The 24,300-nt window shown below is 71.6% G+C and carries 24 protein-coding genes and 1 riboswitch; of the genes, 16 read left to right on the plus strand and 8 right to left on the minus strand.

Annotated features, from left to right (window positions below):
* Window positions 1-231 precede the first annotated feature (231 nt).
* The 5 genes from ACFXGI_RS17910 to gcvT all read right to left on the minus strand — a co-directional run bounded on the left by ACFXGI_RS17910 (window position 232) and on the right by gcvT (window position 5,749).
* Entirely contained in the window at window positions 232-537 is a 306-nt protein-coding gene (locus ACFXGI_RS17910; RefSeq protein WP_384707102.1) for a hypothetical protein, read from the minus strand.
* 251 nt (window positions 538-788) lie between these two features.
* Window positions 789-2,171, minus strand: coding sequence for an L-serine ammonia-lyase (locus ACFXGI_RS17915; RefSeq protein WP_384707105.1), 1,383 nt, complete (start codon window positions 2,169-2,171; stop codon window positions 789-791).
* Window positions 2,172-2,909: 738 nt separating this feature from the next.
* The gene (gene glyA / locus ACFXGI_RS17920; protein WP_384707108.1) at window positions 2,910-4,166 is read right to left on the minus strand and encodes a serine hydroxymethyltransferase; all 1,257 of its coding nucleotides are present in this window, start codon (window positions 4,164-4,166) and stop codon (window positions 2,910-2,912) included.
* Between the two features lie 18 nt (window positions 4,167-4,184).
* A complete protein-coding gene (gene gcvH / locus ACFXGI_RS17925; RefSeq protein ID WP_384707111.1) occupies window positions 4,185-4,565 on the minus strand; it encodes a glycine cleavage system protein GcvH in 381 nt (126 codons plus the stop codon).
* 68 nt (window positions 4,566-4,633) lie between these two features.
* A complete protein-coding gene (gcvT, locus tag ACFXGI_RS17930; RefSeq protein ID WP_384707114.1) occupies window positions 4,634-5,749 on the minus strand; it encodes a glycine cleavage system aminomethyltransferase GcvT in 1,116 nt (371 codons plus the stop codon).
* 184 nt (window positions 5,750-5,933) lie between these two features.
* Window positions 5,934-6,037: riboswitch (glycine riboswitch) on the minus strand.
* A 300-nt stretch (window positions 6,038-6,337) separates the two neighbouring features.
* Between gcvT and ACFXGI_RS17935 the strand changes: the two genes are divergently transcribed.
* From ACFXGI_RS17935 to ACFXGI_RS17985, 11 genes are all read left to right on the plus strand, one after another.
* Window positions 6,338-7,003: an AAA family ATPase gene (locus ACFXGI_RS17935; RefSeq protein ID WP_384707422.1), complete on the plus strand. Its 666-nt coding sequence runs from the start codon at window positions 6,338-6,340 to the stop codon at window positions 7,001-7,003.
* A gap of 140 nt (window positions 7,004-7,143) precedes the next feature.
* Complete coding sequence (locus ACFXGI_RS17940) at window positions 7,144-7,881, plus strand: enhanced serine sensitivity protein SseB (protein ID WP_384707425.1); 738 nt, start codon at window positions 7,144-7,146, stop codon at window positions 7,879-7,881.
* A 56-nt stretch (window positions 7,882-7,937) separates the two neighbouring features.
* Entirely contained in the window at window positions 7,938-8,678 is a 741-nt protein-coding gene (locus ACFXGI_RS17945; RefSeq protein WP_384707117.1) for an enhanced serine sensitivity protein SseB C-terminal domain-containing protein, read from the plus strand.
* Window positions 8,679-9,190: 512 nt separating this feature from the next.
* On the plus strand, window positions 9,191-10,183 hold the full coding sequence (locus ACFXGI_RS17950; RefSeq protein WP_327133687.1) for an ABC transporter permease: 993 nt from the start codon (window positions 9,191-9,193) through the stop codon (window positions 10,181-10,183).
* 41 nt (window positions 10,184-10,224) lie between these two features.
* A complete protein-coding gene (locus ACFXGI_RS17955; RefSeq protein ID WP_384707121.1) occupies window positions 10,225-11,988 on the plus strand; it encodes an ABC transporter substrate-binding protein in 1,764 nt (587 codons plus the stop codon).
* Between the two features lie 141 nt (window positions 11,989-12,129).
* The gene (locus ACFXGI_RS17960) at window positions 12,130-13,131 is read left to right on the plus strand and encodes an ABC transporter permease (protein WP_030857349.1); all 1,002 of its coding nucleotides are present in this window, start codon (window positions 12,130-12,132) and stop codon (window positions 13,129-13,131) included.
* Window positions 13,128-14,234: an ABC transporter ATP-binding protein gene (locus ACFXGI_RS17965; RefSeq protein ID WP_384707125.1), complete on the plus strand. Its 1,107-nt coding sequence runs from the start codon at window positions 13,128-13,130 to the stop codon at window positions 14,232-14,234. The genes ACFXGI_RS17960 and ACFXGI_RS17965 overlap by 4 nt, the downstream gene beginning before the upstream one ends.
* A 5-nt stretch (window positions 14,235-14,239) precedes the next feature.
* Entirely contained in the window at window positions 14,240-15,319 is a 1,080-nt protein-coding gene (locus ACFXGI_RS17970; protein WP_384707128.1) for an ABC transporter ATP-binding protein, read from the plus strand.
* Window positions 15,320-15,429: 110 nt separating this feature from the next.
* Complete coding sequence (locus ACFXGI_RS17975; RefSeq protein WP_384707131.1) at window positions 15,430-16,086, plus strand: trimeric intracellular cation channel family protein; 657 nt, start codon at window positions 15,430-15,432, stop codon at window positions 16,084-16,086.
* A gap of 58 nt (window positions 16,087-16,144) precedes the next feature.
* Window positions 16,145-16,996 (plus strand): thioesterase family protein, encoded by an 852-nt coding sequence (locus ACFXGI_RS17980; protein ID WP_384707133.1) that lies wholly within the window; start codon window positions 16,145-16,147, stop codon window positions 16,994-16,996.
* Between the two features lie 104 nt (window positions 16,997-17,100).
* Window positions 17,101-18,264, plus strand: coding sequence for a cysteine desulfurase family protein (locus ACFXGI_RS17985; protein ID WP_384707136.1), 1,164 nt, complete (start codon window positions 17,101-17,103; stop codon window positions 18,262-18,264).
* On the opposite strand, the gene ACFXGI_RS17990 is transcribed toward ACFXGI_RS17985, so the two are convergent.
* Window positions 18,257-18,961: an N-acetylmuramoyl-L-alanine amidase gene (locus ACFXGI_RS17990; protein WP_384707139.1), complete on the minus strand. Its 705-nt coding sequence runs from the start codon at window positions 18,959-18,961 to the stop codon at window positions 18,257-18,259. The two genes, ACFXGI_RS17985 and ACFXGI_RS17990, sit on opposite strands and share 8 nt — an antisense overlap.
* A 69-nt stretch (window positions 18,962-19,030) precedes the next feature.
* Here ACFXGI_RS17990 and mnmA point away from each other — a divergent pair, with 69 nt between their 5' ends.
* Together mnmA and ACFXGI_RS18000 are read left to right on the plus strand one after the other, a co-directional pair.
* On the plus strand, window positions 19,031-20,167 hold the full coding sequence (gene mnmA, locus ACFXGI_RS17995; RefSeq protein ID WP_384707142.1) for a tRNA 2-thiouridine(34) synthase MnmA: 1,137 nt from the start codon (window positions 19,031-19,033) through the stop codon (window positions 20,165-20,167).
* A gap of 110 nt (window positions 20,168-20,277) precedes the next feature.
* Complete coding sequence (locus ACFXGI_RS18000) at window positions 20,278-20,769, plus strand: CAP domain-containing protein (RefSeq protein ID WP_384707145.1); 492 nt, start codon at window positions 20,278-20,280, stop codon at window positions 20,767-20,769.
* Window positions 20,770-20,832: 63 nt separating this feature from the next.
* Here the strand turns inward: ACFXGI_RS18000 and ACFXGI_RS18005 are convergent, their stop codons facing one another.
* Window positions 20,833-21,756: an NADP-dependent oxidoreductase gene (locus ACFXGI_RS18005; RefSeq protein WP_384707148.1), complete on the minus strand. Its 924-nt coding sequence runs from the start codon at window positions 21,754-21,756 to the stop codon at window positions 20,833-20,835.
* A 123-nt stretch (window positions 21,757-21,879) separates the two neighbouring features.
* Here ACFXGI_RS18005 and ACFXGI_RS18010 point away from each other — a divergent pair, with 123 nt between their 5' ends.
* On the plus strand, window positions 21,880-22,869 hold the full coding sequence (locus ACFXGI_RS18010) for a GlxA family transcriptional regulator (protein WP_384707151.1): 990 nt from the start codon (window positions 21,880-21,882) through the stop codon (window positions 22,867-22,869).
* A 93-nt stretch (window positions 22,870-22,962) separates the two neighbouring features.
* A complete protein-coding gene (locus ACFXGI_RS18015; RefSeq protein ID WP_384707154.1) occupies window positions 22,963-23,307 on the plus strand; it encodes a DUF1330 domain-containing protein in 345 nt (114 codons plus the stop codon).
* On the opposite strand, the gene ACFXGI_RS18020 is transcribed toward ACFXGI_RS18015, so the two are convergent.
* Window positions 23,256-23,888 carry a hypothetical protein gene (locus ACFXGI_RS18020; RefSeq protein WP_384707157.1) on the minus strand — a complete coding sequence of 211 codons (633 nt, stop codon included), beginning with the start codon at window positions 23,886-23,888 and terminating at the stop codon, window positions 23,256-23,258. The genes ACFXGI_RS18015 and ACFXGI_RS18020 overlap by 52 nt on opposite strands.
* A 247-nt stretch (window positions 23,889-24,135) precedes the next feature.
* Between ACFXGI_RS18020 and ACFXGI_RS18025 the strand changes: the two genes are divergently transcribed.
* Entirely contained in the window at window positions 24,136-24,282 is a 147-nt protein-coding gene (locus ACFXGI_RS18025; protein WP_384707160.1) for a hypothetical protein, read from the plus strand.
* The last annotated feature ends 18 nt before the right edge of the window (window positions 24,283-24,300 follow it).

Below are 24,300 nucleotides of genomic sequence, written 5' to 3' on the forward strand. Positions count from 1 at the left end.
CTCAAGCCGGGCCCACTGGCCGTTCGTCAGATCTCCACGTCCCACAAGACGTGATCATGAACGAACAAGATCCACTTTCGCAACAGACCCTAGCCCACCCCCCGGCCGCCCCCGCGGGCCGAAGGTCCCGACCCCGGGGGCCGCTGGGCCCCTCTTCTCACAGGAAAGGGGACGGGAGCGCGAAGGGCCCGCCCTCCGGGGGGAGGGCGGGCCCTTCGCGTCACCGGTCCGCTACGGGACGGGGTTGAAGACGAACGAGCCGTTGGACTGCCCGATCGCCGTGAAGCCGGCGCCGTCGGCCTGGGCGCCGTTGCCCTGGTTGGACGCCCCGGACCCCGTGGCGACCTGCTGGGTGGTGGAGGAGTTGCCCAGGTTGCCGCCGGCTACCCCGCTGCCGAGGATCTCGCCGACGGCGGCATTGGACGAGACGCCCGCACCGGCGCCGTTGTCGGCCTGGGCCGCGCCCGCGAAGAGCGCGACGGCGAAGGGGAGTGCTGCGACGGCCGCCAGGGCGCGGATGCTGCGGTTGCTTGCCATGATGAAGTCCTCCAGTACGCAAAAAGGCTGCGGTCCAAGGCGGTTGGCCGGCCGCCGGGGGTGTGGCCGCGACGTCACGTGATCACCATGGCGCATGTGATCACCGGGAGACCAGAGCGGAGCGGAGGGTTCGCCCTCACGCGTGATCAACTCGACCCAAACCTCAATTGGCCTGCGGATCAACCATGTTGTGGAACGCCGGAGGGGCCCTGCGCACCGCGCCGGGCCCCTCCTTCGTCACGCGCTGAGGATCAGCATTCGATGACGTTGACCGCCAGGCCGCCGCGGGCGGTCTCCTTGTATTTGACCTTCATGTCGGCGCCGGTCTCCTTCATGGTCTTGATGACCTTGTCGAGGGAGACCTTGTGGGTGCCGTCGCCGCGCATGGCCATCTTGGCCGCGGTGACGGCCTTGACCGCCGCCATGCCGTTGCGCTCGATGCACGGGATCTGGACCAGGCCGCCGACCGGGTCGCAGGTCAGGCCCAGGTTGTGCTCCATGCCGATCTCGGCCGCGTTCTCCACCTGCTCCGGGGTGCCGCCCAGCACCTCGGCGAGGGCGCCCGCCGCCATCGAGCAGGCCGAGCCGACCTCGCCCTGGCAGCCGACCTCGGCGCCGGAGATCGAGGCGTTCTCCTTGAACAGCAGGCCGATCGCACCGGCCGCCAGCAGGAAGCGGACCACGCCCTCCTCGTCGGCGCCGGGCACGAAGTTCATGTAGTAGTGCAGGACCGCGGGGATGATGCCCGCGGCGCCGTTCGTCGGGGCGGTGACCACCCGGCCGCCGGCCGCGTTCTCCTCGTTCACGGCCATCGCGTAGAGGGTGATCCACTCCATGGACAGCGCCAGCGGGTCGCCCTCGGAGCGGAGCTTGCGGGCGGTGTTCGCGGCCCGGCGCCGGACCTTCAGGCCGCCCGGCAGGATGCCCTCACGCGACATGCCGCGCGCGACGCACGCCTGCATGACCCGCCAGATCTCCAGCAGGCCCTCGCGGATCTCCTCCTCGGTGCGCCAGGCCTTCTCGTTCTCCAGCATCATCGCGGAGATCGACAGACCGCTTTCGCGGGCCATGCGCAGCAGCTCGTCGCCACTGCGGAACGGGTACTTCAGCACCGTGTCGTCGAGCTTGATCCGGTCCTCGCCGACCGCGTCCTCGTCCACCACGAAGCCGCCGCCGACCGAGTAGTACGTCTTCTCCAGCAGCGGGGCGCCCGCGGCGTCGTACGCGAAGAGCGTCATGCCGTTCGCGTGGTACGGCAGGGACCGGCGGCGGTGCAGGATCAGCTGGCTCGGCTCGTCGAAGGCGATCTCGTGCGCGCCCCCTATCTCGGTGCCGAGCAGGCGCAGGCGGCCCGTCCTGCGGATGCGCTCCACCTCGTCGTCGGCGCTCTCCACGTTCACCGAGCGGGGGGAGTGGCCCTCCAGGCCCAGCAGCACCGCCTTGGGCGTGCCGTGGCCGTGGCCGGTCGCGCCGAGGGACCCGTACAGCTCCGCCCGGACCGCCGCTGTCTGGGCGAGTACGCCGTCCTTCTTCAGCCGGGTCACGAACATGCGGGCGGCCCGCATCGGGCCGACCGTGTGGGAGGAGGAGGGGCCGATGCCGATGGAGAAGAGGTCGAAGACGGAGATGGCCACGGTGGCGGACTCCCTTGTCTGCTCGTGGGGTGGGAGGGGGCAGGAGCGGCGGTGCGGTGGTTCGGGCGGTTCGGGTGCTTCAGGAGGGGTGATTGTTCGGATTTTGTCCGACAGACGAGCTTAACGCGGTGAAGTGAACGGCTCGGCTGCCGGACCGGGTGCGCGAGGTTGCGGTTAGGCGTGGGTCAGGTCACGTTCCCGCTCCACGACGGGGCGGGCGCCGGACTGCGCCGCCCCCTCCAGGATGGGGTCGGGCCCTGGCAGCCCGGCGGAGTGGGCCTGGACACCCGCACGCACCGCCAGGCGTACGCCCCCGGCCGCCGAAGCCGGTGGAGCCGAGGTGCGAGAGCAGGGACAGGGCGCCGAGGAAGAAGACGATCCACCAGGCCGGGGCGAACTGCCGGGCGGGGTTCCGCTCGCCCCTGCGGGACGGCAACGGTGCGGCGATCGGGGCGGCCGGCAGGGTCAGGGCCGTGACGATGCCGGTGTTCGGCCACTTCGACCAGTACGGCGCGCAGGCGGCGAAGACGAACGTCGGCGGGCAGGGCACGGGCGTACGGCAGCCGGAAGGGGCGCGGCAGCTCCGGCTTCGTGCGGCGGAAGACGCCCACGGCGACCGGTCCGATCAGGTAAGAGATCACCATCGCGGCCGAGATGATCGTTGGTTACGGGAAGGGCCCGGCCCTGTGCGAAACGAGGGCCGGGCCCTTCCAGGTCACCGCCTGGAACCCGCGAGACCTAGAGCGTCGGGTACAGCGGGAACTTCGCGGCGAGCGCGGAGACGCGCGCCTTGAGGTCCTCGGCGTCGTACGCCGGCTTCAGCGCCTGCGCGATGATCTCGGCGACCTCGGTGAAGGCCTCGGCGTCGAAACCGCGGGTGGCCAGCGCCGGCGTGCCGATCCGCAGACCCGAGGTGACCATCGGAGGCCGCGGGTCGTTCGGGATCGCGTTCCGGTTGACCGTGATGCCGACCTCGTGGAGGCGGTCCTCGGCCTGCTGGCCGTCCAGCTCGGAGTTGCGCAGGTCGACCAGGACCAGGTGCACGTCGGTGCCGCCGGTGAGGACGTCCACGCCCACGGCCTTGACGTCGTCCTGGACCAGGCGGGCGGCGAGGATCTTCGAGCCCTCCAGGGTGCGCTCCTGGCGCTCCTTGAACTCGGGCGAGGCCGCCACCTTGAAGGAGACCGCCTTGGCCGCGATCACGTGCTCCAGCGGACCGCCCTGCTGACCGGGGAAGACCGCGGAGTTGATCTTCTTGGCCAGTTCCTGCGTCGACAGGATGACACCGCCGCGCGGACCGCCGAGGGTCTTGTGCGTGGTGGTGGTGACGACGTGGGCGTGCGGCACCGGGTTCGGGTGCAGGCCGGCGGCCACCAGGCCGGCGAAGTGCGCCATGTCGACCATCAGGTACGCGCCGACCTCGTCCGCGATGCGGCGGAAGGCGGCGAAGTCCAGCTGGCGCGGGTAGGCGGACCAGCCGGCGACGATCAGCTGCGGCTTGGACTCCTTGGCGAGGCGCTCGACCTCGGCCATGTCCACCTCGCCGGTCTCGTCGACGTGGTACGGGACCACGTTGTAGAGCTTGCCGGAGAAGTTGATCTTCATGCCGTGGGTCAGGTGACCGCCGTGGGCCAGGTTCAGGCCCATGATCGTGTCGCCCGGCTTCAGCAGCGCGAACATCGCGGCGGCGTTCGCCTGCGCACCGGAGTGCGGCTGGACGTTCGCGGCCTCGGCGCCGAACAGCGCCTTGACGCGGTCGATCGCGATCTGCTCGACCACGTCGACGTGCTCGCAGCCGCCGTAGTAACGGCGGCCCGGGTAGCCCTCGGCGTACTTGTTGGTCAGGACCGAACCCTGGGCCTCCATGACGGCGACCGGGGCGAAGTTCTCCGACGCGATCATTTCCAGGGTGGACTGCTGGCGGGCGAGCTCGGCGTCGACGGCGGCGGCGACGTCCGGGTCGAGCTCGTGGAGGGGGGTGTTCAGAACAGACATCAGGATCCCCTGGGGTCGTTACTTACCGGCGGTGAGCTGGGCGTACTCCTCGGCGGAGAGCAGGTCGTCCTGCTCGTCCGTGATACGCACCTTGAACAGCCAGCCGCCCTCGAACGGAGCGGTGTTCACGAGCGCCGGGTCTTCCACGACGTCCTGGTTGGCGGCGACGACCTCACCGGTGACGGGGGAGTACAGGTCGCTGACGGACTTGGTCGACTCCAGCTCGCCACAGGTCTCGCCCGCGGTCACCGTGTCGCCGACCTCGGGGAGCTGGGCGTAGACGACGTCACCGAGCGCGTTGGCCGCGAACTCCGTGATGCCGACCGTCGCGACGCCGTCCTCGGCGGTCGACAGCCACTCGTGCTCCTTGCTGTAACGCAGCTGCTGGGGGTTGCTCATGACCTGATTCTCCTGGATGCGGGGGAGTACGAACGAACAGTGGTCTTGCGTACTGAGACGGAGGGGAATTACTTCTGCCGCTTGTAGAACGGCAGGGCCACGACCTCGTACGGCTCATGCGTACCGCGAATGTCCACGCCGACGCTGGAGGTGCCGGGCGCGGCGTGCACCGCGTCCACGTACGCCATCGCGATCGGCTTGCCGAGCGTCGGGGACGGGGCGCCCGAGGTGACCTCGCCGATCACCTGGCCGCCGGCCACGACCGGGAACCCGGCGCGCGGGACGCGGCGGCCCTCGGCGATCAGGCCGACCAGCTTGCGCGGCGGGTTGGTGGCGGCGCGCTCGGCGGCGGCCTCCAGCGCGGCGCGGCCGACGAAGTCCCCCTCCTTCTCGAACTTCACGACCCGGCCCAGCCCCGCGTCGAACGGGGTCAGGGAGGTGGTCAGCTCGTGCCCGTACAGCGGCATGCCCGCCTCCAGGCGCAGCGTGTCGCGGCAGGACAGGCCGGCCGGGACCAGGCCGACGCCCTCGCCGGCCTTGGTCAGCGCCTGCCACAGCTCGACGGCGTGCTCGGGGGAGACGAACAGCTCGAAGCCGTCCTCGCCCGTGTAGCCCGTACGCGCGATCAGCGCGGGCACGCCCGCGACGGTGCCCGGCAGGCCGGCGTAGTACTTCAGCCCGTCCAGGTCGGCGTCGGTGAGGGAGGCAAGGATGCCGGGGGACTCCGGGCCCTGGACGGCGATCAGCGCGTACGCGTCGCGGTCGTCGCGGACCACGGTGTCGAAGCCGGCGGCGCGCTCGGTCAGGGCGTCCAGGACGACCTGGGCGTTGGAGGCGTTCGCGACGACCATGTACTCGGTCTCGCCCAGGCGGTAGACGATCAGGTCGTCGACGATCCCGCCGTCCTCCTGGCAGATGTGCGTGTAGCGGGCGCGGCCGACGCCGACGGTGGAGATGTTGCCGACCAGCGCGTGGTCCAGGGCCTTGACGGCCTCCGGGCCGGTCAGCGTGATCTCGCCCATGTGGGACAGGTCGAACAGGCCGGCCTTGGTCCGGACGGCGTTGTGCTCGTCGCGCTCACTGCCGTACCGCAGGGGCATGTCCCAGCCCGCGAAATCGGTCATGGTCGCACCGAGCGAACGGTGCAGCGCATCGAGGGCGGTCAAGCGGGGGGCAGTGCTCATGGGTGTGGCTCCCGGGTCCCAGGGCATGACATGACGAGGACGATCCTCCCCATCTGTCATCGGAACCTGAGAGGTTCGCCGAGAGTTCCCGGTCGGACCCGGGGAACGTCGACTTGCACCTTGGGTGGAGCACACGCGGATGCCGTCGCGGGGGACGGTGGCGCGGCTCGCTTTTCAGATCTGCCTCATCCACGCGGTACGGGGCCTGAGAGATTCAAGGGAGGTACTTGCTCCTTCGGCGCCCGGGCACCGCCTCGCGGCGTGCCGGGACTCTCCCGCGCGGATTCAAGCGGCCGGTATGCAGTTGGTCCAGATGGCGCACATCATTGCACGCCGTCCGGGCGATCGGGGGTGCGGGCCCGGAAGAACGTGCGAAGCAACGTACGGAAGAGGCGCGGACCGGTGACGGCGGACCGGTACGACGGGCCGGTACGACGGGCCGGTACGACGGGCCGGTGACGCATCCGGGTTCGGCCGGGATCGGCCGGGTTCGGCCGGGATGCGCCGACCGGAACCGGGCGTGCCGTATTACCGTCTCTTTACACTCAGTGGGCATGGGGCCCCCGCAGGGCCCGATTGGGGGAGGCGATCACTGTGCGGCGATTCGGAGTGCTGGCGTTGACCGGGACGGGGTCCGTGGACGGGGTGCCGGCGGCGCGGCGGGCGTGCGCCGAGGACGCCCTCGTACGCGACCTGCGTGGCCGCGGCGCGCACGGACCGCAGTGGCTCGGCTTCGCGGAAGGGGACATCGTCGTGGTGTCCGGCCTCCCGGGCGGCGGCAAGAGCACGCTGATCAAGCGGGCCGCACAGGACGGCGGCATCGACTCCCAGGACGTGCGCGAGCGCTGGGAGCGCCGGATGCCGAGGGCGCTGCCGTACGCCGCGTACCGGCCGCTGGTCCGCTTCGCGCACTACTGGGGGCTCTGGCGGACCCTGCGCTCCGGCGCCTCGGCGGTGGTCCACGACTGCGGAACGCAGTCGTGGGTGCGCGGCCTGCTGGCCGCCGCCGCGCGGCGGCGGGGCCGGTCGCTGCACCTGCTGCTGCTGGACACCAGCCCGGAGGAGGCGCTGGCCGGGCAGGCGGCGCGCGGCCGCGGGGTGTCGGCGTACGCCTTCGCCCGCCACCGGGGAGCGGTGGCCCGGCTGCTGCGCGAAGCCGAATCGGGCCGCCTTCCGGCCGGCTGCACCTCGGCGGTCCTCCTGGACCGCGGCTCGGCGGCCCGCGTGACCCGCATAGCCTTCCGGCGGTCCTAGACATGCCCTGGGGGGTGTCCGGCGGACACCCCCCAGGGAGCCGCGGGGCGCCGACGGCGGCCGGGGCCCCCGGCGGCCGTGTCGGTACGAGCCGTTAACCTCGGGCCGACAGCGTGGGGCGGAACACAGCGGAGGCGTACATGCAGGGCGGCGGCTGGCCGGACAACGAGCTGGAGCAGGTGCTCGGGGCGGCCCTCGGGCAGGCGGACGCCGGGGCCCGCATCGTCGAGGTGCTCGGGCGCAGCCGGCTCTGGGTGCCGCTGCCCGGCGGTGGCGGCCCGGACGCGGCCGGGGGTCTCACCCTGCCCACCATGGAGATCAACGGCGCGCCGTACGTGCCCGTGTACAGCTCCGAGGCCCAGTTCCGCGCCTGCGTCGGCCCGGCCATGGACTTCGCCGTGGCCCCCGCCGTCGAGTTCGCCCGCGGCCTGCCCCCGCAGCTCGGCATCGCCGTGAACCCCGAGGGCGCCGTCGGCGTGCCGCTGCCCCCGCCCGCCGTCGCCGAGCTCTGCCGCACCGGCCGGAGCCCCCTCGACGGCCCCGCCACCGGCGGCCGCGTCCGGCTCTACGAGCCCGACTGGCAGGAGGACCCGGTGGACTTCCTGACCGCCGCCGCCGAGGAGTTCCGCGCCACCGGCGTGGTCGCCGCCGCCCACCGCTGCCTGGCCAGCGTCGAGGGCGGGGCACCGGAGCTCTACATCGGTGTCCGGCTGCTGGGATGGGAGCCCGGGATGCGCAGCGCCCCGATGGACGCCCTCGGCCGCGCCCTGGGCCGCGTGGCGCCGCCCTGGCCCGTGCAGTTGATCCTCCTCGACGCCGCACAGGACCCGGTGGTCGACTTCATCGCCGAGCGCGTACGCCCCTTCTACACGGCTTAGCGCCGCTTAAGCTGGGTGCCGATACGGGTGGACGGGCGGACGAAGAGGGGTTCCGGGTGAGTGCGTCAGGCACGGCCGCGGCCGGGCAGGTCGAGCACATGATGCGCCAGGTGACGCCCGGGCGCTTCGAGAGCTACGAGTCGCTTCTGCACGGCCTCGCCGAGGGGCGTCTGTGGATGCTGCTCTGGCAGGGGCAGCCGGGCTCCCCGGACGCCCAGTACGGCGGCATGGAGGTCGAGGGCCTCGGGTACGCGCCCTGCGTGACCTCCCCGCAGGAGCTGGCCGCCAGCGGCTGGAACCGGGGCTACGAGGTGGTCACCGGCCGGGACATCGCCCGCGCCCTCTACCCGGACCGCTGGGGCCTGTGGCTCAACCCGCACGCCCAGGGCGGCGGCCTCGGCATCCCCTGGGCCGATCTGCGCCGCATCGCCACCGGCCTCGACCGGATGCCGGCCGGCCCGCTGCGGCTCTCCGAGCCCGCCCTGGAGCTCCCGCAGTTCTACGGGCTGCTGACCCAGCACGCGCACCGCACCCCCGCCGTGCGCTCGCTGCGCCGCGCCTGGGTGCAGCCCTCGCTGGGCTCGCCGTACCTCGCGGTCGGGCTCGACCTGTACGACGCCTCCGCGCCCGCGCTGGAATCCGTACGCGAGATGATGCGCCAGTCGGTCGGCGCGGTGCCCGAGGGCGTGCCGGTGTGCACGGTGGCACTGGCGGACGAGCACGACCCCGTGGCGATGTGGCTGCGCGCCCAGACGCGGCCCTTCTACGACCGAGAGGGCCAGGCAGCCGGCTACTGACCGAGCGACCGGTCCACAGACCGGGCCACCGGTCCACGGACCGGGACGGCCGTATCGAACCAACCGAGGCCGCGGGGAACATCGTTCCCCGCGGCCTTCGGCTTGTCCGGATTTCACCACCCTTGTGGGTCCAAAAGGCATGGTCCTACCGCGAGTTGGGCGCCATGTCCGATTACGTACCGAACGGACGGTGTTGATCCGCTCAGGCGAGAGCGAAGTCCGGATAACGGGAACCCGACCCTCACATCACGGTTGCGCATCCATTCACCTGCGGGTCTGGCGGCTGATCGCAGCGCCGATGAAGACTCCCCACCCAAGAGCCGGTCAGTCCTCCAAAGCCCGGTTCGGCAAATGATTTTTTGCTTGTCGCTTTGCACGGCACTTCCCGCAATTCCTGCACCTCACACGCGTCCTGCGTGTCACCACGCACTCCGAGCGCCACTCCGCACCAACGCCGCCACAGCGGCGGGCATGGGCCGGCAACCCGTCGGCCGAGAGGGGTCCCCACCACGATGACGGCACCACTGCATGACACGAGCGCGGAATCACCCGCACCCGTGTCCGTAGCCGACGTCCCAGCCAAGGCCATCGAAGGCCGCTCGCCCGGCCGCATCGCCTGGATGCGGCTCAAGCGCGACAAGGTCGCGCTGACCGGCGGCGTGGTCGTGATCTTCCTGATCCTGGTGGCGGTCTTCGCGCCGCAGATCGTGAGCCTGCTGGGCCACCCGCCCAACGAGTTCCACGAGGACCTGATCGACCCGGACCTCGGCACGCCGCTCGGCTCCTTCGGCGGCATGAGCTCCGACTTCCTGCTCGGCGTCGAACCCACCAACGGCCGCGACGTGTTCAGCCGGATCGTCTACGGCGCCCGCATCTCGCTGGTCGTCGCGTTCCTGTCGGCCTTCGTGTCGGTCACGATAGGCAGCCTGCTCGGCGCCCTCGCCGGGTTCATCGGCGGCTGGGTCGACGGCGTCATCAGCCGCATCATGGACCTGCTGCTCGCCTTCCCGCAGCTGCTGTTCACCATCGCCCTGGTCTCCGTCGTCCCCAACTCCCTCTGGGGGTTCTCGGGTTCGGGTGTCCGGATGGGCGTACTGATCGTCGTGATCGGCTTCTTCGGCTGGCCCTACATCGGCCGCATCGTGCGCGGCCAGACGATCTCCCTGCGGGAGCGCGAGTACGTCGAGGCCGCGCGCAGCCTCGGCGCCGGGCGCGGCTACATCCTGATCAAGGAGCTGCTGCCCAACCTGGTCGCGCCGATCCTCGTCTACTCGACGCTGCTCATCCCGACCAACATCCTGACGGAGGCGGCCCTCAGCTTCCTCGGCGCCGGCGTCAAACCGCCCACCGCCTCCTGGGGAAAGATGCTGTCCGACGCCATCCCCATCTACCAGGACGACCCCGCGTACATGGTGGTCCCCGGTATCACGATCTTCATCACCGTCCTGGCGTTCAACCTCTTCGGGGACGGGCTGCGCGACGCACTCGACCCCAAGGGCAGCTGAACCGCTTCACCGATTCACCCACCAATGGAGGTTGGACCAACGTGATCCGCAGAAAGCAGGCATTCGCGATCACCGCCGTGATCGCCGCCCTGTCCCTGACCGCCGCGTGCGGTGGCAGTGGCGACAAGAAGACCGAGGGCAAGGGCGGTGGCGGCGCCGCCTTCAACGCCGCCACCACCGGCATGGTGAACCCTTCGGACGCCAAGGGCGGTGAGCTCAAGCTCTGGTCGCCGCAGGACGTCGACTACCTCGACCCGGCGCGTGCCTACTACGGCTTCGTGTGGGACATCCAGCGCCTCTACGTGCGCCAGCTGCTCGCGTACGACAGCAAGCCGGGCAAGGACGGCAGCAAGATCGTCCCGGACCTCGCCGAGGCCCTGCCGGTCCTGAGCAACGAGGGCAAGACGTACACCCTCAAGATCAAGGACGGCGTCAAGTTCGAGGACGGCACGCCGATCACCTCGAAGGACTTCAAGTACGGCATCGAGCGCGTCTTCGCGCAGGACGTGCTGTCCGGCGGCCCCACCTACCTGATCGACCTCCTGGACCAGGGCCAGAAGTACCCCGGCCCGTACAAGGACACCGACCCCAACAAGATGGGTCTGAAGTCCGTCGAGACGCCGGACGACAAGACGATCGTCTTCAACCTCGCGAGCGCCAACTCCGACTTCAGCTACCTGCTGGCCATGCCGTCCTCCTCGCCGGTCCCGGCGGCCAAGGACACGGGCGCCACGTACACCAACAAGCCGGTCTCCACCGGCCCGTACAAGGTCGAGAGCTTCACCGCGAGCAAGGGCGCGACCTTCGTCCGCAACGAGAACTGGGACCCGAAGACCGACACGATCCGCAAGGGTCTGCCGGACAAGGTCTCCTTCACGGTGACCACCAACCCGGACGACATGGACTCGCGTCTGCTGTCGGGCGACATCGACCTCGCCATCGACGGCACGGGCATGCAGCAGGCCGGCAAGAACAAGGTCCTGAAGGACGAGAACCTCAAGAAGAACGCGGACAACCCGTTCACGGGCTACATCCGCTACTTCGCCTTCCCGACCACGGTCGCGCCGTTCGACAACATCGAGTGCCGCAAGGCCGTCATCTACGCGGCCGACCCGAAGTCCCTGCAGACCGCCCGCGGCGGCCCGACCAGCGGTGACCTCGGCGCGAACATGCTGCCGCCCGGCATCCCCGGCTCCGACAAGAGCTACGACCCGTGGAGCCTGACCAAGGGCGAGCCGCAGGAGGCGAAGGCCAAGGAGGCCCTCAAGGCCTGTGGCAAGCCGGACGGGTTCGAGACCACCATCGCGGTGCGCAACAACCGCGCCCCCGAGGTGAAGACCGCCGAGTCGCTCCAGGCGTCGCTCGCCAAGGTCGGCATCAAGGTCACCATCGACCAGTACGACGGCAAGCTCTCCTCCTCCGTGATCGGTTCGCCCGAGAACGTGAAGAAGAAGGGCTACGGCATCATCGTGATGGGCTGGGGCGCCGACTACAACTCCGGTTCAGGCTTCCTCCAGCCGCTCGTCGACGGCAAGTTCATCCAGCCGAACGGCAACAACAACTACACCGAGATCAACGACCCGGAGATCAACGAGCTCTTCAAGACGGCTGCCGCCGCCGCGACTCCGGAAGCCGCTGCTCCGTTCTACACGGACATCAACAAGAAGGTCATGGAGAAGGCCCTCTACCTTCCCATCAACTTCGACAAGGCCTTCGTCTACCACAACCCGCGTCTGACGAACGTCTACTTCAACGACTCCATGGGCAAGATCGACCTGGCCACCGTCGGTATCGCCGCCAAGTAGTCGAGTCGTCGAGTCGTCACGTAACAACAGGCAAGTGCCTTCACCGCACATGCGCTAGTCCGAAGGGCAGGTGAAGGCCGCAGGCGGCGGCTGTCGTCCCCACGAGGGACGGCAGCCGCCCGCCCCGGGCGGCCGACTGCAGTGCTCGTCTACCTCATACGGCGGCTTTTCAACGTCGTCGCCACGCTGCTGGTGGTCTCCGTGGTCACCTTCGGCATCTTCTTCGCGGTCCCCAAGATCACAGGCAGCGATCCGGCCCTCATGTACGCCGGCCGCGAGACCAACGAGACCGCCCTGGCGGGCATCCGCGTGAAGATGGGCTTCGACAAGCCCATCTCCGAGCAGTACCTGACCTTCGTCAAGGGCATCTTCGCCGGCCGCGACTACGACGGCGGCACCGATGTCACCCACTGCGCCGCCCCCTGCTTCGGCTACTCCTTCAAGACCGAGGCCCCCGTCTGGGAGACCATGGTCGACCGCATGCCGGTCACCCTCTCGCTCGCCCTCGGCGCGGCGGTCATCTGGGTGATCGCCGGTGTGGCCACCGGTGTGATCTCGGCGCTCAAACGCCGGACCGCCATCGACCGCACCGTGATGGTCGGCGCCCTCGCCGGCGTCTCGCTGCCGATCTTCTTCACCGGCATGGTGGCCCCCGCGATCTTCGTCTACAGCCTCGGCTGGCTGGACGTGTCCAACTACAAACCACTCACCGAGGATCCGGTGGCGTGGCTCAACTCCATGATCCTGCCCTGGGTGACCCTGGCCTTCCTCTTCGCCGCCACCTACGCCCGCATCACCCGCGCCACGATGCTGGACGTGCTCGGCGAGGACTACATCCGCACCGCCCGCGCCAAGGGGCTCAAGGAGGGCGTGGTCATCCGCAAGCACGCCCTGCGTTCCACCCTCACCCCGATCGTCACGATGTTCGGCCTGGACCTCGGCGGACTCCTCGGCGGCGCGGTGCTCACCGAGACGACCTTCAACTTCCAGGGTCTGGGGACGGCGGCCGTGGCCGCCATCGGCCAGGGCGACCTGCCCGTGATCATGGGTGTCACCCTGCTCGCCGCGCTCTTCGTGGTGATGGCCAACCTGATCGTGGACCTGCTGTACGCCGTCATCGACCCGCGCGTGAGGCTGACGTGACCGAGAACCCCACCACCGGCAGCGGGCCCGCGTTCGTGCCCGAGCAGGCCGGGCCGCCGCCGTCCGAGGGCACCGCGTTCCTCTCCGTGCGCGACCTCAAGGTGCACTTCCCGACCGACGACGGCCTGGTCAAGTCCGTCGACGGGCTCTCCTTCGACCTGGAGCGCGGCAAGACGCTCGGGATCGTCGGCGAGTCCGGCTCCGGCAAGTCCGTGACCTCGCTGGCCATCATGGGCCTGCACCGCACCGGCAACGCCCGCAGCCGCCCGCACATCTCCGGTGAGGTCGTGCTCGACGGCGAGGACCTCGTACGGGCCGACGCCGACCACGTGCGCAAGCTGCGCGGCCGCAAGATGGCGATGGTCTTCCAGGACCCGCTGTCCGCGATGCACCCGTACTACTCGGTCGGCAAGCAGATCGTCGAGGCGTACCGGACCCACCACGACGTCGACAAGAAGACCGCCCGCACCCGGGCGGTCGAGATGCTCGACCGGGTCGGCATCCCGGAGCCCCACCGGCGCGTGGACGCGTATCCGCACGAGTTCTCCGGCGGTATGCGCCAGCGCGCGATGATCGCGATGGCGCTGGTCAACAACCCCGAACTGCTCATCGCGGACGAGCCGACCACCGCCCTCGACGTCACCGTCCAGGCGCAGATCCTCGACCTGATCCGTGACCTCCAGAAGGAGTTCGGCTCCGCGGTCATCATGATCACGCACGACCTGGGCGTGGTCGCCGAGATGGCCGACGACATCCTCGTGATGTACGGCGGCCGGTGCATCGAGCGCGGCACTGCCGAGAAGGTCTTCTACGAACCCCGCCACCCCTACACCTGGGGCCTGCTCGGCTCCATGCCGCGCATCGACCGCGAGCAGACCGAGCGCCTGATCCCGGTCAAGGGCTCGCCTCCCAGCCTCATCAACATCCCGAGCGGCTGCGCCTTCAACCCGCGCTGCCCGTACGCCGACGTCCCCAAGGGCGGCATCACCCGCACCGTGCGGCCCGAGCTCACCGAGGACGACGGCCGGCACTGGTCCGCCTGCCACATGTCGCAGGAGGAGCGGACCCGGATCTGGACCGAAGAGATTGCGCCGAAGCTGTGACCGACATGAAGAAGACGGACGCGCCGCAGGCCTCCGAGGCGGAACCGCTGCTGAAGGTGACCGGCCTGGTCAAGCACTTCCCCCTCAGCAAGGGGCTGCTGCGCAGGGAGGCCGGGGCCGTCAAGGCCGTCGACGGCATCGACTTCGACGTCCGGCGCGGTGAGACGCTGGGCGTGGTCGGCGAGTCCGGCTGCGGCAAGTCGACGATGGGCCGGCTGATCACGCGCCTGCTGGAGCCCACCGGCGGCACGGTCGAGTTCGAGGGGCGCGACATCACGCACCTCGGGGTCTCCGCGATGCGGCCGATGCGCCGCGACGTGCAGATGATCTTCCAGGACCCGTACGGCTCGCTGAACCCGCGGCACACGGTCGGCACGATCGTCAGCGCCCCGTTCAAGCTCCAGGGCGTCCAGCCCGAGGGCGGGCTGAAGGCGGAGGTGCAGCGCCTGCTGTCCCTGGTGGGCCTCAACCCGGAGCACTACAACCGGTACCCGCACGAGTTCTCGGGCGGTCAGCGCCAGCGCATCGGCATCGCCCGCGCCCTGGCCCTGAAGCCGAAGCTGGTCGTCGCCGACGAGCCGGTCTCGGCGCTGGACGTGTCGATCCAGGCCCAGGTGGTGAACCTGCTGGACGACCTCCAGGAGGAGCTCGGCCTCACGTACGTGATCATCGCGCACGACCTGTCGGTCATCCGGCACGTGTCGGACCGCATCGCGGTGATGTACCTCGGCAAGATCGTGGAGCTGACCGACCGCAAGTCGCTCTACGAGAGCCCGATGCACCCGTACACCAAGGCGCTGCTGTCGGCCGTGCCGGTGCCGGACCCGCGTCGGCGCGGTGCGAAGAGCGGGCGCATCCTGCTCAAGGGCGACGTACCGTCGCCGATCTCGCCGCCCTCCGGCTGCCGGTTCCACACGCGGTGCTGGAAGGCCACGCAGATCTGCACGACGCAGGAGCCGCCGATGCTGACGCCGGCCACCGGCCACCAGGTGGCCTGCCACCACCCGGAGAACGCCCCCGACCAGGCACCGGGCGACCCGGCCCTCCCGGGCGCGGCGGAAGCCCTGGCCGCGGTCTCGGAGTAACCCCCGCACCCGCCGTCCCGGGCCCGCGAACGGAGCCCCGGGACGGCGGCGTGCGGGCTGTCGGACCGTACCCGTCGAGCCGCCGGCCGGGCGCGCTGCACAATGGGGCAGTGCTCCACGATCTCTTCCCGCCCGGGATCCAGCATGCCCTGGACCTCGCCGGCATCTTCGTCTTCGCCACCGCGGGCGCGCTGCTCGCCGTACGCAAGAACTTCGACGTCTTCGGCATCTGCGTGCTCGCGCTGGTCACCGCCCTCGGCGGCGGCCTCTTCCGCGACCTCGTCATCGGCGCCGTCCCGCCCGCGGCCTTCGGCGAGCTCAGCTTCTTCGTGACCCCGCTGGTCGCGGCGGTCATCGTGTACTTCCTCCACCCCGAGGTGCAGCGGATCAACCGCGCCATCAACGTGTTCGACGCCGCCGGCCTCGGCCTGTTCTGCGTCACGGGCACGACCAAGGCCTACGAGTACGGCCTCGGACTCACCGCCTCCGCCGCGCTCGGCGTGGCCACGGCCGTCGGCGGCGGCGTCCTGCGCGACGTACTGTCCAACGAGGTCCCGTCGCTGCTGCGCGACCGCGAGATGTACGCCGTCCCCGCCATCGTCGGCGCCGCGATGGTGGCCCTGTCGATCGCCTTCGACAGCCTCAACGGAGTGACCACCGGCGCGGCGATCGTCACCACGTTCGTGCTCCGGCTCCTCGCGATGCGCTACCACTGGCGCGCCCCGCTGGCCTGGAACCGCCGCTCCTCGGTGGCCGAAGAGCCGTAACCAGCATGTAGCAAAGGAAAGCTACCGCTTAGTAGCATCGCGTTGTAGGCTCAAAACCATGGCATACGCAGCGGCCCAGGCATCCATCGGCGACAGCGAATTCGACCGGGACACCACCGTCACCGCGCGCGCGGACGAGTCCGGCGTGTACGACGCGGAGCTCTCCGCCGGGTGGACGATCATCACCGCCGTGAACGGCGGCTACCTGCTGGCCCTGGTCGGCCGGGCCCTGTCGGCGGCCCTGCCGCACCCGGACCCCTTCACCGTCTCCGCCCACTACCTGACCTCGTCGGTGCCCGGCCCCGCCGTGATCCGCACCGAGGTCGTCCGGATCGGGCGCACCCTCTCCACCGGCCAGGCCTCCCTCCTCCAGTTCGACGAGAGCGGCGCCGAGGTCGAGCGGATCCGGGTCGTCGCCTCGTACGGCGACCTCGCCTCCCTCCCGGACGACGTCCGCACCACCGCGGTCCCGCCGCGGTTCCCGGCGTACGAGGACTGCCTCGGCCCGGAGGCCGGCCCGGCCCCGATACCCGGCAGCAACGCGATCGTCGACCGGCTCCGGCTGCGGCTGGACCCGGCGACGGCGGGCTGGGCGGTCGGCGCGCCCTCCGGGAAGGGCGAGATGCGGGCCTGGTTCGAGCTCGCCGACGGCCGCGACGCCGATCCGCTGTCGCTGCTGCTCGCGGTGGACGCGCTGCCGCCGACCTGCTTCGACCTGGGCCTGATGGGCTGGAGCCCGACCATCGAGCTCACCGCGCACGTCCGCCGCCGCCCGGCCCCGGGCCCGCTGCGGATCTCCATCACCACGCGGAACCTGGCCGGCGGTTTCCTGGAGGAGGACGCCGAGGTCTGGGACTCCACGGACCACCTGGTCGCCCAGTCCCGCCAGCTGGCCCGCGCCCCGCGCTGAGCCGGGATCCCGGCCGCCGCGAGCCTCCGGTCCGCGCCGACCCGGACCCCCCGTCGCACCGGGGGGTCCGGGGCCCGGGAGGGGACTCGTAGAATCAGGGGATCATGGCCTACCTCGACCACGCCGCCACCACCCCGATGCTCCCGGAGGCCGCTGCGGCGATGACCGCGCAGTTCGCCGCCACGGGCAACGCCTCCTCCCTCCACGCCGCCGGCCGCCGTGCCCGCCGTACCGTCGAGGAGGCCCGCGAGGCCCTCGCCGAGGCGCTCGGCGCCCGCCCGAGCGAGGTGGTGTTCACCGCGGGCGGCACGGAGGCCGACAACCTCGCCGTCAAGGGCCTCTACTGGGCCCGACGCGACGCCGACCCCGCCCGGACCCGGGTGCTCGCCGGCCCCGTCGAACACCATGCCGTCCTCGACGCCGTGCACTGGCTCGGCGAGCACGAGGGCGCCCGCGTCGAGTACCTGCCCGTCGACCGCTACGGCCGCGTGCACCCCGATGACCTGCGCGAGGCCATCGCGCGCAATCCCGACGACGTGGCCCTGGCCACCGTCATGTGGGCCAACAACGAGATCGGCACCGTCATGCCGGTCCGCGAACTGGCAGCGGTCGCCGGCGAGTTCGGCGTCCCCTTGCACTCCGACGCCGTCCAGGCCGTCGGGCAGCTCGACGTCCGCTTCGGGGACAGCGGCCTCGCCGCGATGGCCGTCAGCGGCCACAAGATCGGCGGCCCGTACGGCATCGGCGCGCTGCTGCTCGGCCGCGACCAGACGCCCGTACCCGTCCTGCACGGCGGCGGCCAGGAGCGGCACGTGCGCTCCGGGACCCTCGACGTGCCCGCCATCGCCGCCTTCGCGGTGGCCGCCGTGATCGCCGCCGAACGGCGCGAGCGGTTCGCCGCCGAGATCGGCGCGCTGCGCGACGAACTGGTCGCCGCCGTGCTCCGCGCGGTGCCCGACGCCGTCCTCGGCGGAGACCCCGACGACCGGCTCCCGGCCAACGCGCACTTCAGCTTCCCCGGCTGCGAGGGCGACTCGCTGCTGCTCCTGCTGGACGCCCAGGGCATCGAGTGCTCCACCGGCTCCGCCTGCACCGCCGGCGTGGCCCAGCCCAGCCACGTCCTGCTGGCCACCGGGACCGACCCGCAGCTGGCCCGCGGCACCCTGCGCTTCTCCCTCGGCCACACCTCCACCAAGGAGGACGTCGCGGCCGTGGCCGCGGCCATCGGTCCGGCCGTCGTACGGGCCCGTACGGCAGGCCTCAGCTAGGGGCCTTGGCGGGGGCAGGGGCGGGGGCCGCCCCGCCCGCCGCGAGCTCCGAGTGGACCAGGCCCAGATACCGGTCCCAGTCCCAGAGGGGGCCCGGGTCCGTGTGGTCGGTGCCCCGGACCTCGGAGTGGGCCAGTATGTGCGAACGGTCCACGGGTATGCCGTACCTGCGGCAGACGTCGGCGGCGAGGCGGGCGGAGGCCGCGTACATCGCCTCCGTGAAGTCCTGCGGACGGTCCACGAAACCCTCGTGCTCGATGCCCACGCTGCGCTCGTTCATCGTGCGGTTGCCCGAGTGGAAGGCGACGTCCATCTCGCGCACCATCTGCTCCACGCGGCCGTCCTGGCCCACTATGTAGTGCGCCGAGGCCTGGTGGAACGGACTCTTGAAGGCGTCCACCGAGGACGCGAAGCTGCCCTGCGTGACATGCACGACAATCCGGTCCACCCGGTAGTCCTCGGGCCGGTCCGCCATCCGCCAGTTCGCCGGCGAGGCCGAGGTCCAGCCCGCGCCCGCGTGGTCCACCTCGCCCTCCTTGCGGGGCTTGCCCACGCCCGGCAGCAGCCACCAGGCACGCCGCAGCTCGTCCTGCCCGGCGACCGCCGCCACCGCGAAGACCCCGAGACCCCCGAACAGCACTGCCCGGCGGGTCCTGCGCGGCCCCGCTTTCGGCGCGGCATCCACCTTGCTCCCCATGTGATCCACCCCCTGCACGTGATAACGCGCTGTGACCCCGGCCGGTTCCCCCGTACTCTGGACGGTGCTATGACTGAGAACCTGCCGCGCGCCCCCCGCCCGCTTCGCGTCCTGGCCGCCATGTCCGGCGGCGTGGACTCCGCCGTCGCCGCCGCCCGCGCCGTCGAAGCCGGGCACGACGTGACCGGCGTCCACCTCGCACTGTCCGCGAACCCGCAGTCCTTCCGGACCGGTGCCCGCGGCTGCTGCACCATCGAGGACTCCCGCGACGCCCGCCGCGCCGCCGACGTCATCGGCATCCCGTTCTACGTGTGGGACCTCGCCGAGCGCTTCCGCGAGGACGTCGTGGAGGACTTCATCTCCGAGTACGAGGCCGGGCGCACCCCGAACCCCTGCCTGCGCTGCAACGAGAAGATCAAGTTCGCGGCCCTGCTCGACAAGGCCCTGGCCCTCGGCTTCGACGCCGTCTGCACCGGCCACTACGCCACCGTCGTCCTGGGCGAGGACGGCTCGCGCGAGCTGCACCGCGCCTCCGACATGGCGAAGGACCAGTCGTACGTCCTCGGCGTCCTCGACGAGAAGCAGCTCGCCCACGCGCTGTTCCCGCTCGGCGACACCCTCACCACCAAGGAAGAGATCCGGGCCGAGGCGCAGGAGCGCGGTCTGGCCGTGGCGAAGAAGCCCGACAGCCACGACATCTGCTTCATCGCCGACGGCGACACCCAGGGCTTCCTCGCGAACCGCCTGGGCAAGGCCGAGGGCGACATCGTCGACGGGGCCACCGGCGAGAAGGTCGGCACCCACGACGGCGCGTTCGGCTTCACCATCGGCCAGCGCAAGGGCCTGCGGATCGGCCACCCCGCCCCCGACGGCAAGCCGCGCTACGTCCTCGACATCTCCCCGGTGAACAACACCGTCACCGTCGGCCCCGTCGAGGCCCTCGACGTCAGCGCCCTGACCGCGATCCGCCCCCGCTGGTGCGGCTCCACGGCCGCCGCCCCCGGCACGTACACCGCGCAGCTGCGCGCCCACGGCGGCGAGAGCGAGGTCTTCGCCGAGGTCGTGGACGGCGAGCTGCGGGTCCGCTTCACGGAGCCGGTCCGCGGTGTGGCCCCGGGCCAGGCGATCGTGCTGTACGACGGCACGCGCGTGGTCGGCTCCGCCACCATCGCGACGACGACCCGGGCCGCGTCCGCGTCCGTGTGAGCCCCCTCCCAGGGTGCGGGACCGGGGCGGCGCGCCCAGACTCGGAACTGGGGATCCCGGGGGCGGGAGGGTGCAGGAACCTCCGGGCCGTACCGCCAAAGGGACACCACATGAGCACCAGAACCCATCGCGTCCGCCGTCTGGCCGTGGCCGCCTGCGCGGCCCCGCTGCTGTTCACCGGGGCCGCCGCCGGCGTGGCCACCGCCGCGGCCGTGCCCGGCACCGTGCGGGACTCGAACGCCGGTGAGATCGTTTCGCTGGTCAACGCGGAGCGGGCCAAGGCCAACTGCCCCCCGCTGACCGTGAACCCGCAGCTCACCCAGGCCGCGCAGGCCCACGCCGAGGACATGGCCAAGAACAACCTCAACGGACACACCGGGTCCGACGGCTCCAACGAGGAGGCCCGGCTCGCCAAGGTCGGCTACAAGTGGAGCGCCTGGGGCGAGAACGTCTCCTCGGGCTTCCCCGACTCCAAGGCCCACGTCGACGGCTGGCTGAAGAGCGCACCCCACAAGGGAGCCATGCTGAACTGCAACTTCACCGAGACCGGCGTCGGAGTCTCTGGCGACCGCGCCGTCCAGATGTTCGCCAGGCCCATGTGAGGTCACCGCGCCGGCCCGGTCCGCCGGGCGCGCAGGACGCGCCCGGTACGGCCGGGCCGGTGCTCAGGCCACCGTCAGGACGATCTTCCCGGTGGTCCGGCCCCGCTCGCCGATCTCGTGGGCCTTCGCGGCCTGCGCCAGCGGCAGGACCGTGTCGATCAGCGGACGGAGCAGGCCCCGGTCGGCGAGGGCCGCGATCTCTTCCAGCCCCTTGAGGTCCGGCTCCACCAGTACCCAGGAGGCGTGCACGCCCTGCGGGTCGGCCGGGAGCCCGTCCGGGCCGGGCAGGGTCACCAGGTGCCCGCCGGGCTTCAGCACCTTCAGCGAGCGCTGCCCGTGGTCCCCGCCCACCGCGTCGATCACGACGTCCACGTCGGAGACGGCGTCCTCGAAATCCGTGGTGCGGTAGTCGAGCACCTCGTCGGCGCCCAGCCCGCGCAGCAGCTCGTGCTTGGCCGCGCTGGCCGTGCCGATCACGTATGCGCCGCGGGCCTTGGCGATCTGCACCGCCAGGTGGCCGACCCCGCCCGCCGCCGCGTGGACGAGCACCCGCTGCCCGGCCGTGACCCCGGCCGTGTCCACCAGGGCCTGCCAGGCGGTCAGCGCCGCCAGCGGCAGGGCCGCCGCCTGCACGTGGTCCAGGGAGGCCGGCTTGCGGGCGAAGTGCCGGGCCGGGGCGACCACGTACTCGGCGTAGCCGCCCGCCTGACGCGGGAAGTTCGGCATGCCGTACACCTCGTCGCCCTCGCGGTACAGGGTCACGCCCGGGCCGACCGCCTCGACGGTGCCCGAGACGTCCCAGCCGACCATCGGGACCTCGCCCCAGCCGATCAGGCCGCCGCTGGCCCGGGTCTTCCAGTCCACCGGGTTCACGCCGGCCGCGTGGACCCGTACGAGGATCTCGTTCAGGCCCGCCACCGGCCGCTCCGTCTCGACCTCGGTGAGTACCTCGGGTCCGCCCCACTGGCTCACGACGACCGCGCGCATGACTGTCTCCTTGGTGGTGCTCGGGGTGTTCCGTGCCGGTTTTCCCGGCCGGTGACTTCAGCTTGGCCGCATCCGGCACCCCGTGGTGTTGGCCGTACGGCCACCATGTGACAGGATCTGGCCATGCCCGTTTTGCATCGAATCGCCGTACTCGCCCTCGAGGGCGTCGCCCCCTTCGAGCTCGGAATGCCGTCCCGGGTGTTCGGCAACGCCCGCGGCGAGGACGGCGGCGCCCTGTACGAGGTCACCGTCTGCACCGCCGACGGCCGGCCCGTGGCCAGCGACGCGGGCTTCACCATCGGCGTCACCGCCGGCCCCGAGGCCTTGGCGGCCGCCGACACCGTGATCGTCCCGCCCACCCACGCCATGCCCGGGCTGCTGCGCGGCGAGCCGCTGCCGCCCGAGCTCGCCGACGCCCTCGCCGTCATCCGCCCCGGCGCGCGGATCGTGTCCATCTGCACCGGCTCCGAGGTGCTCGCCGCCGCCGGGCTGCTCGACGGGCGGCGCGCCACAACGCACTGGGCGCACGCGCCGGAGTTCCAGCGGGCCTTCCCGCGCGTCCTGCTCGACGAGGACGTGCTCTTCGTCGACGACGGCTCCATCCTCACCTCGGCGGGCGTCGCCGCGGGCATCGACCTGTGCCTCTACCTGATCCGCGCCGACCACGGCACCGCCACCGCCAACCGCGCCGCGCGGTTGTGCGTCGTACCGCCGTGGCGGGACGGCGGGCAGGCCCAGTACATCGACCGGCCCGTCCCCGAACCCACCGTCGCCACCACCACCGCCACCCGCGCCTGGGCGCTGGAGCGGCTGGCGGAGCCGGTCACGCTGGCCGAGCTCGCCGCCCACGCCCGGATGAGCCTGCGCACTTTCACCCGGCGGTTCCGCGACGAGGTGGGCATGACCCCGGTGCAGTGGCTCACCGTCCAGCGCCTCGAAGTCGCCCGCCAGCTGCTGGAATCCAGCGACCTGCCGGTCGACCTGGTCGCGCACCGGTCGGGCTTCGGCTCCGCCAACTCGCTGCGCCAGCACATGCGGGCCGCCCTCGGCATCTCGCCGATCGCCTACCGCCGGACCTTCCGGCCCGGCAGTCCGGTGCCCGTGGAGGCATGACCCCGGAGGTCATGGCCCTGGGCTCCCCGGCTTGGCAGGATCGGATCAACAGCTCGATCCGGCCCACCACTTGAGACCGCGGAGGTCAGTCCCGTGACCGCGTACGCCATCGCCCACATACGCCCCGAGACCATGAACGAGGACATCCTCCGCTACATCGAGGAGATCCAGTCGACGATGGACCCCTTCGAGGGGCGCTTCCTGGTCCACGGGGCGCAGATCGAGGTCGTGGAGGGCCCCTTCCCCGGGACCGTGGTGGTTTTGGGCTTCCCGGACATCGGGCGCGCCCGCGCCTGGTACGCCTCCCCGGCCTACCAGGCCCTGATCCCGCTGCGCACCCGCCACATCCGGGGCGAGGTCATCCTGGTGGACGGCGTCCCGCCCGGCTACGACGCGACGAAGACGGCGGCCCGCCTGCGCGCCGAAGCGGGCCTGTGATGAGCCACCCCGCCGTCCACGTCCTCGTAGGCGCCCACGGCCACCTGGGCGCCTACGACTCCTGGGGCTCCCTCGCCCTGGACCTCCACCTCCTGGCCGGCCCGGACGTCCTGCTGCCGCTGCTGCGCACGCACACCGCCCGCGACGAGGCGTTCCGCCGCTCCGACGACTCCGTCGAGGCCGGAGTCCTGGTCGACCCCGTCCGCCGGGAGCTGCTCCTCTTCGCCCAGGAGGGGGCCTCGGCCACGATGCGCACGCGGAGCGCGGCCCTCATGCTGCTGCGCCGTGCCTGGCCGGACTGGCAGGTGCGCTGGGCCTACGAGGGCCAGACCGGCCTGCGGACCCGGCTCGGCCTGGACCCGGCCGACGACCACAGCACCACCGGCACCTCGTACCCCCTGTTCCCGCTCGGCCCCGACGACGAGGAACTGGCCGGCGCCGAGCCGATGACGGCCGTGGTCACCATCGGAGCCGACCGCTGCCACGTGCTCGACCTCGGCGCCGACCACCCCCTCACCGAGGGCCCCGGCCTCCTCCGCCGGCTCGACGACGCCCCCCGCCACACCGCGTACACGGCCCATGCCGGGGCGGGACTGCACATCGACCCCGCACGCCGCAGCGTCGGCTGGTGGCTGCTCGGTGCCCAGCCCCGGGCGGAGCGGGCGGCAGCACTCTGGGCCGGCTGGACCGTGGAGTTCTGGGAGGACCGCTGGAGCGAGCACGTCCGGGCCGCGGACGGCCGCTTCGCCCCGGCCGCGCCGGACCACGCCGCCGCGCTGGCCGACGTACGGGACGACGCGCTGGAGCTCTGGGCCGGGGCCCCGGGACATGCGGGCGGCGGTCGTGGCGGCGGCCCCGGGGGCCCTGGTCGGGCACGCGTACCTGCCGCCCGTCACCGCCGAACGGGCGCCCGCCGCCCGCGCCGTGATCGAGGCGGCCCACCGCGCGGCCGGGGGCGCTGCCAAGGGCCGCTGACAGGGGCCGGGGCAGCGC

Source organism: Streptomyces sp. NPDC059355 (assembly GCF_042752335.1).
In the GTDB taxonomy this organism is placed as follows: Bacteria; Actinomycetota; Actinomycetes; order Streptomycetales; family Streptomycetaceae; genus Streptomyces.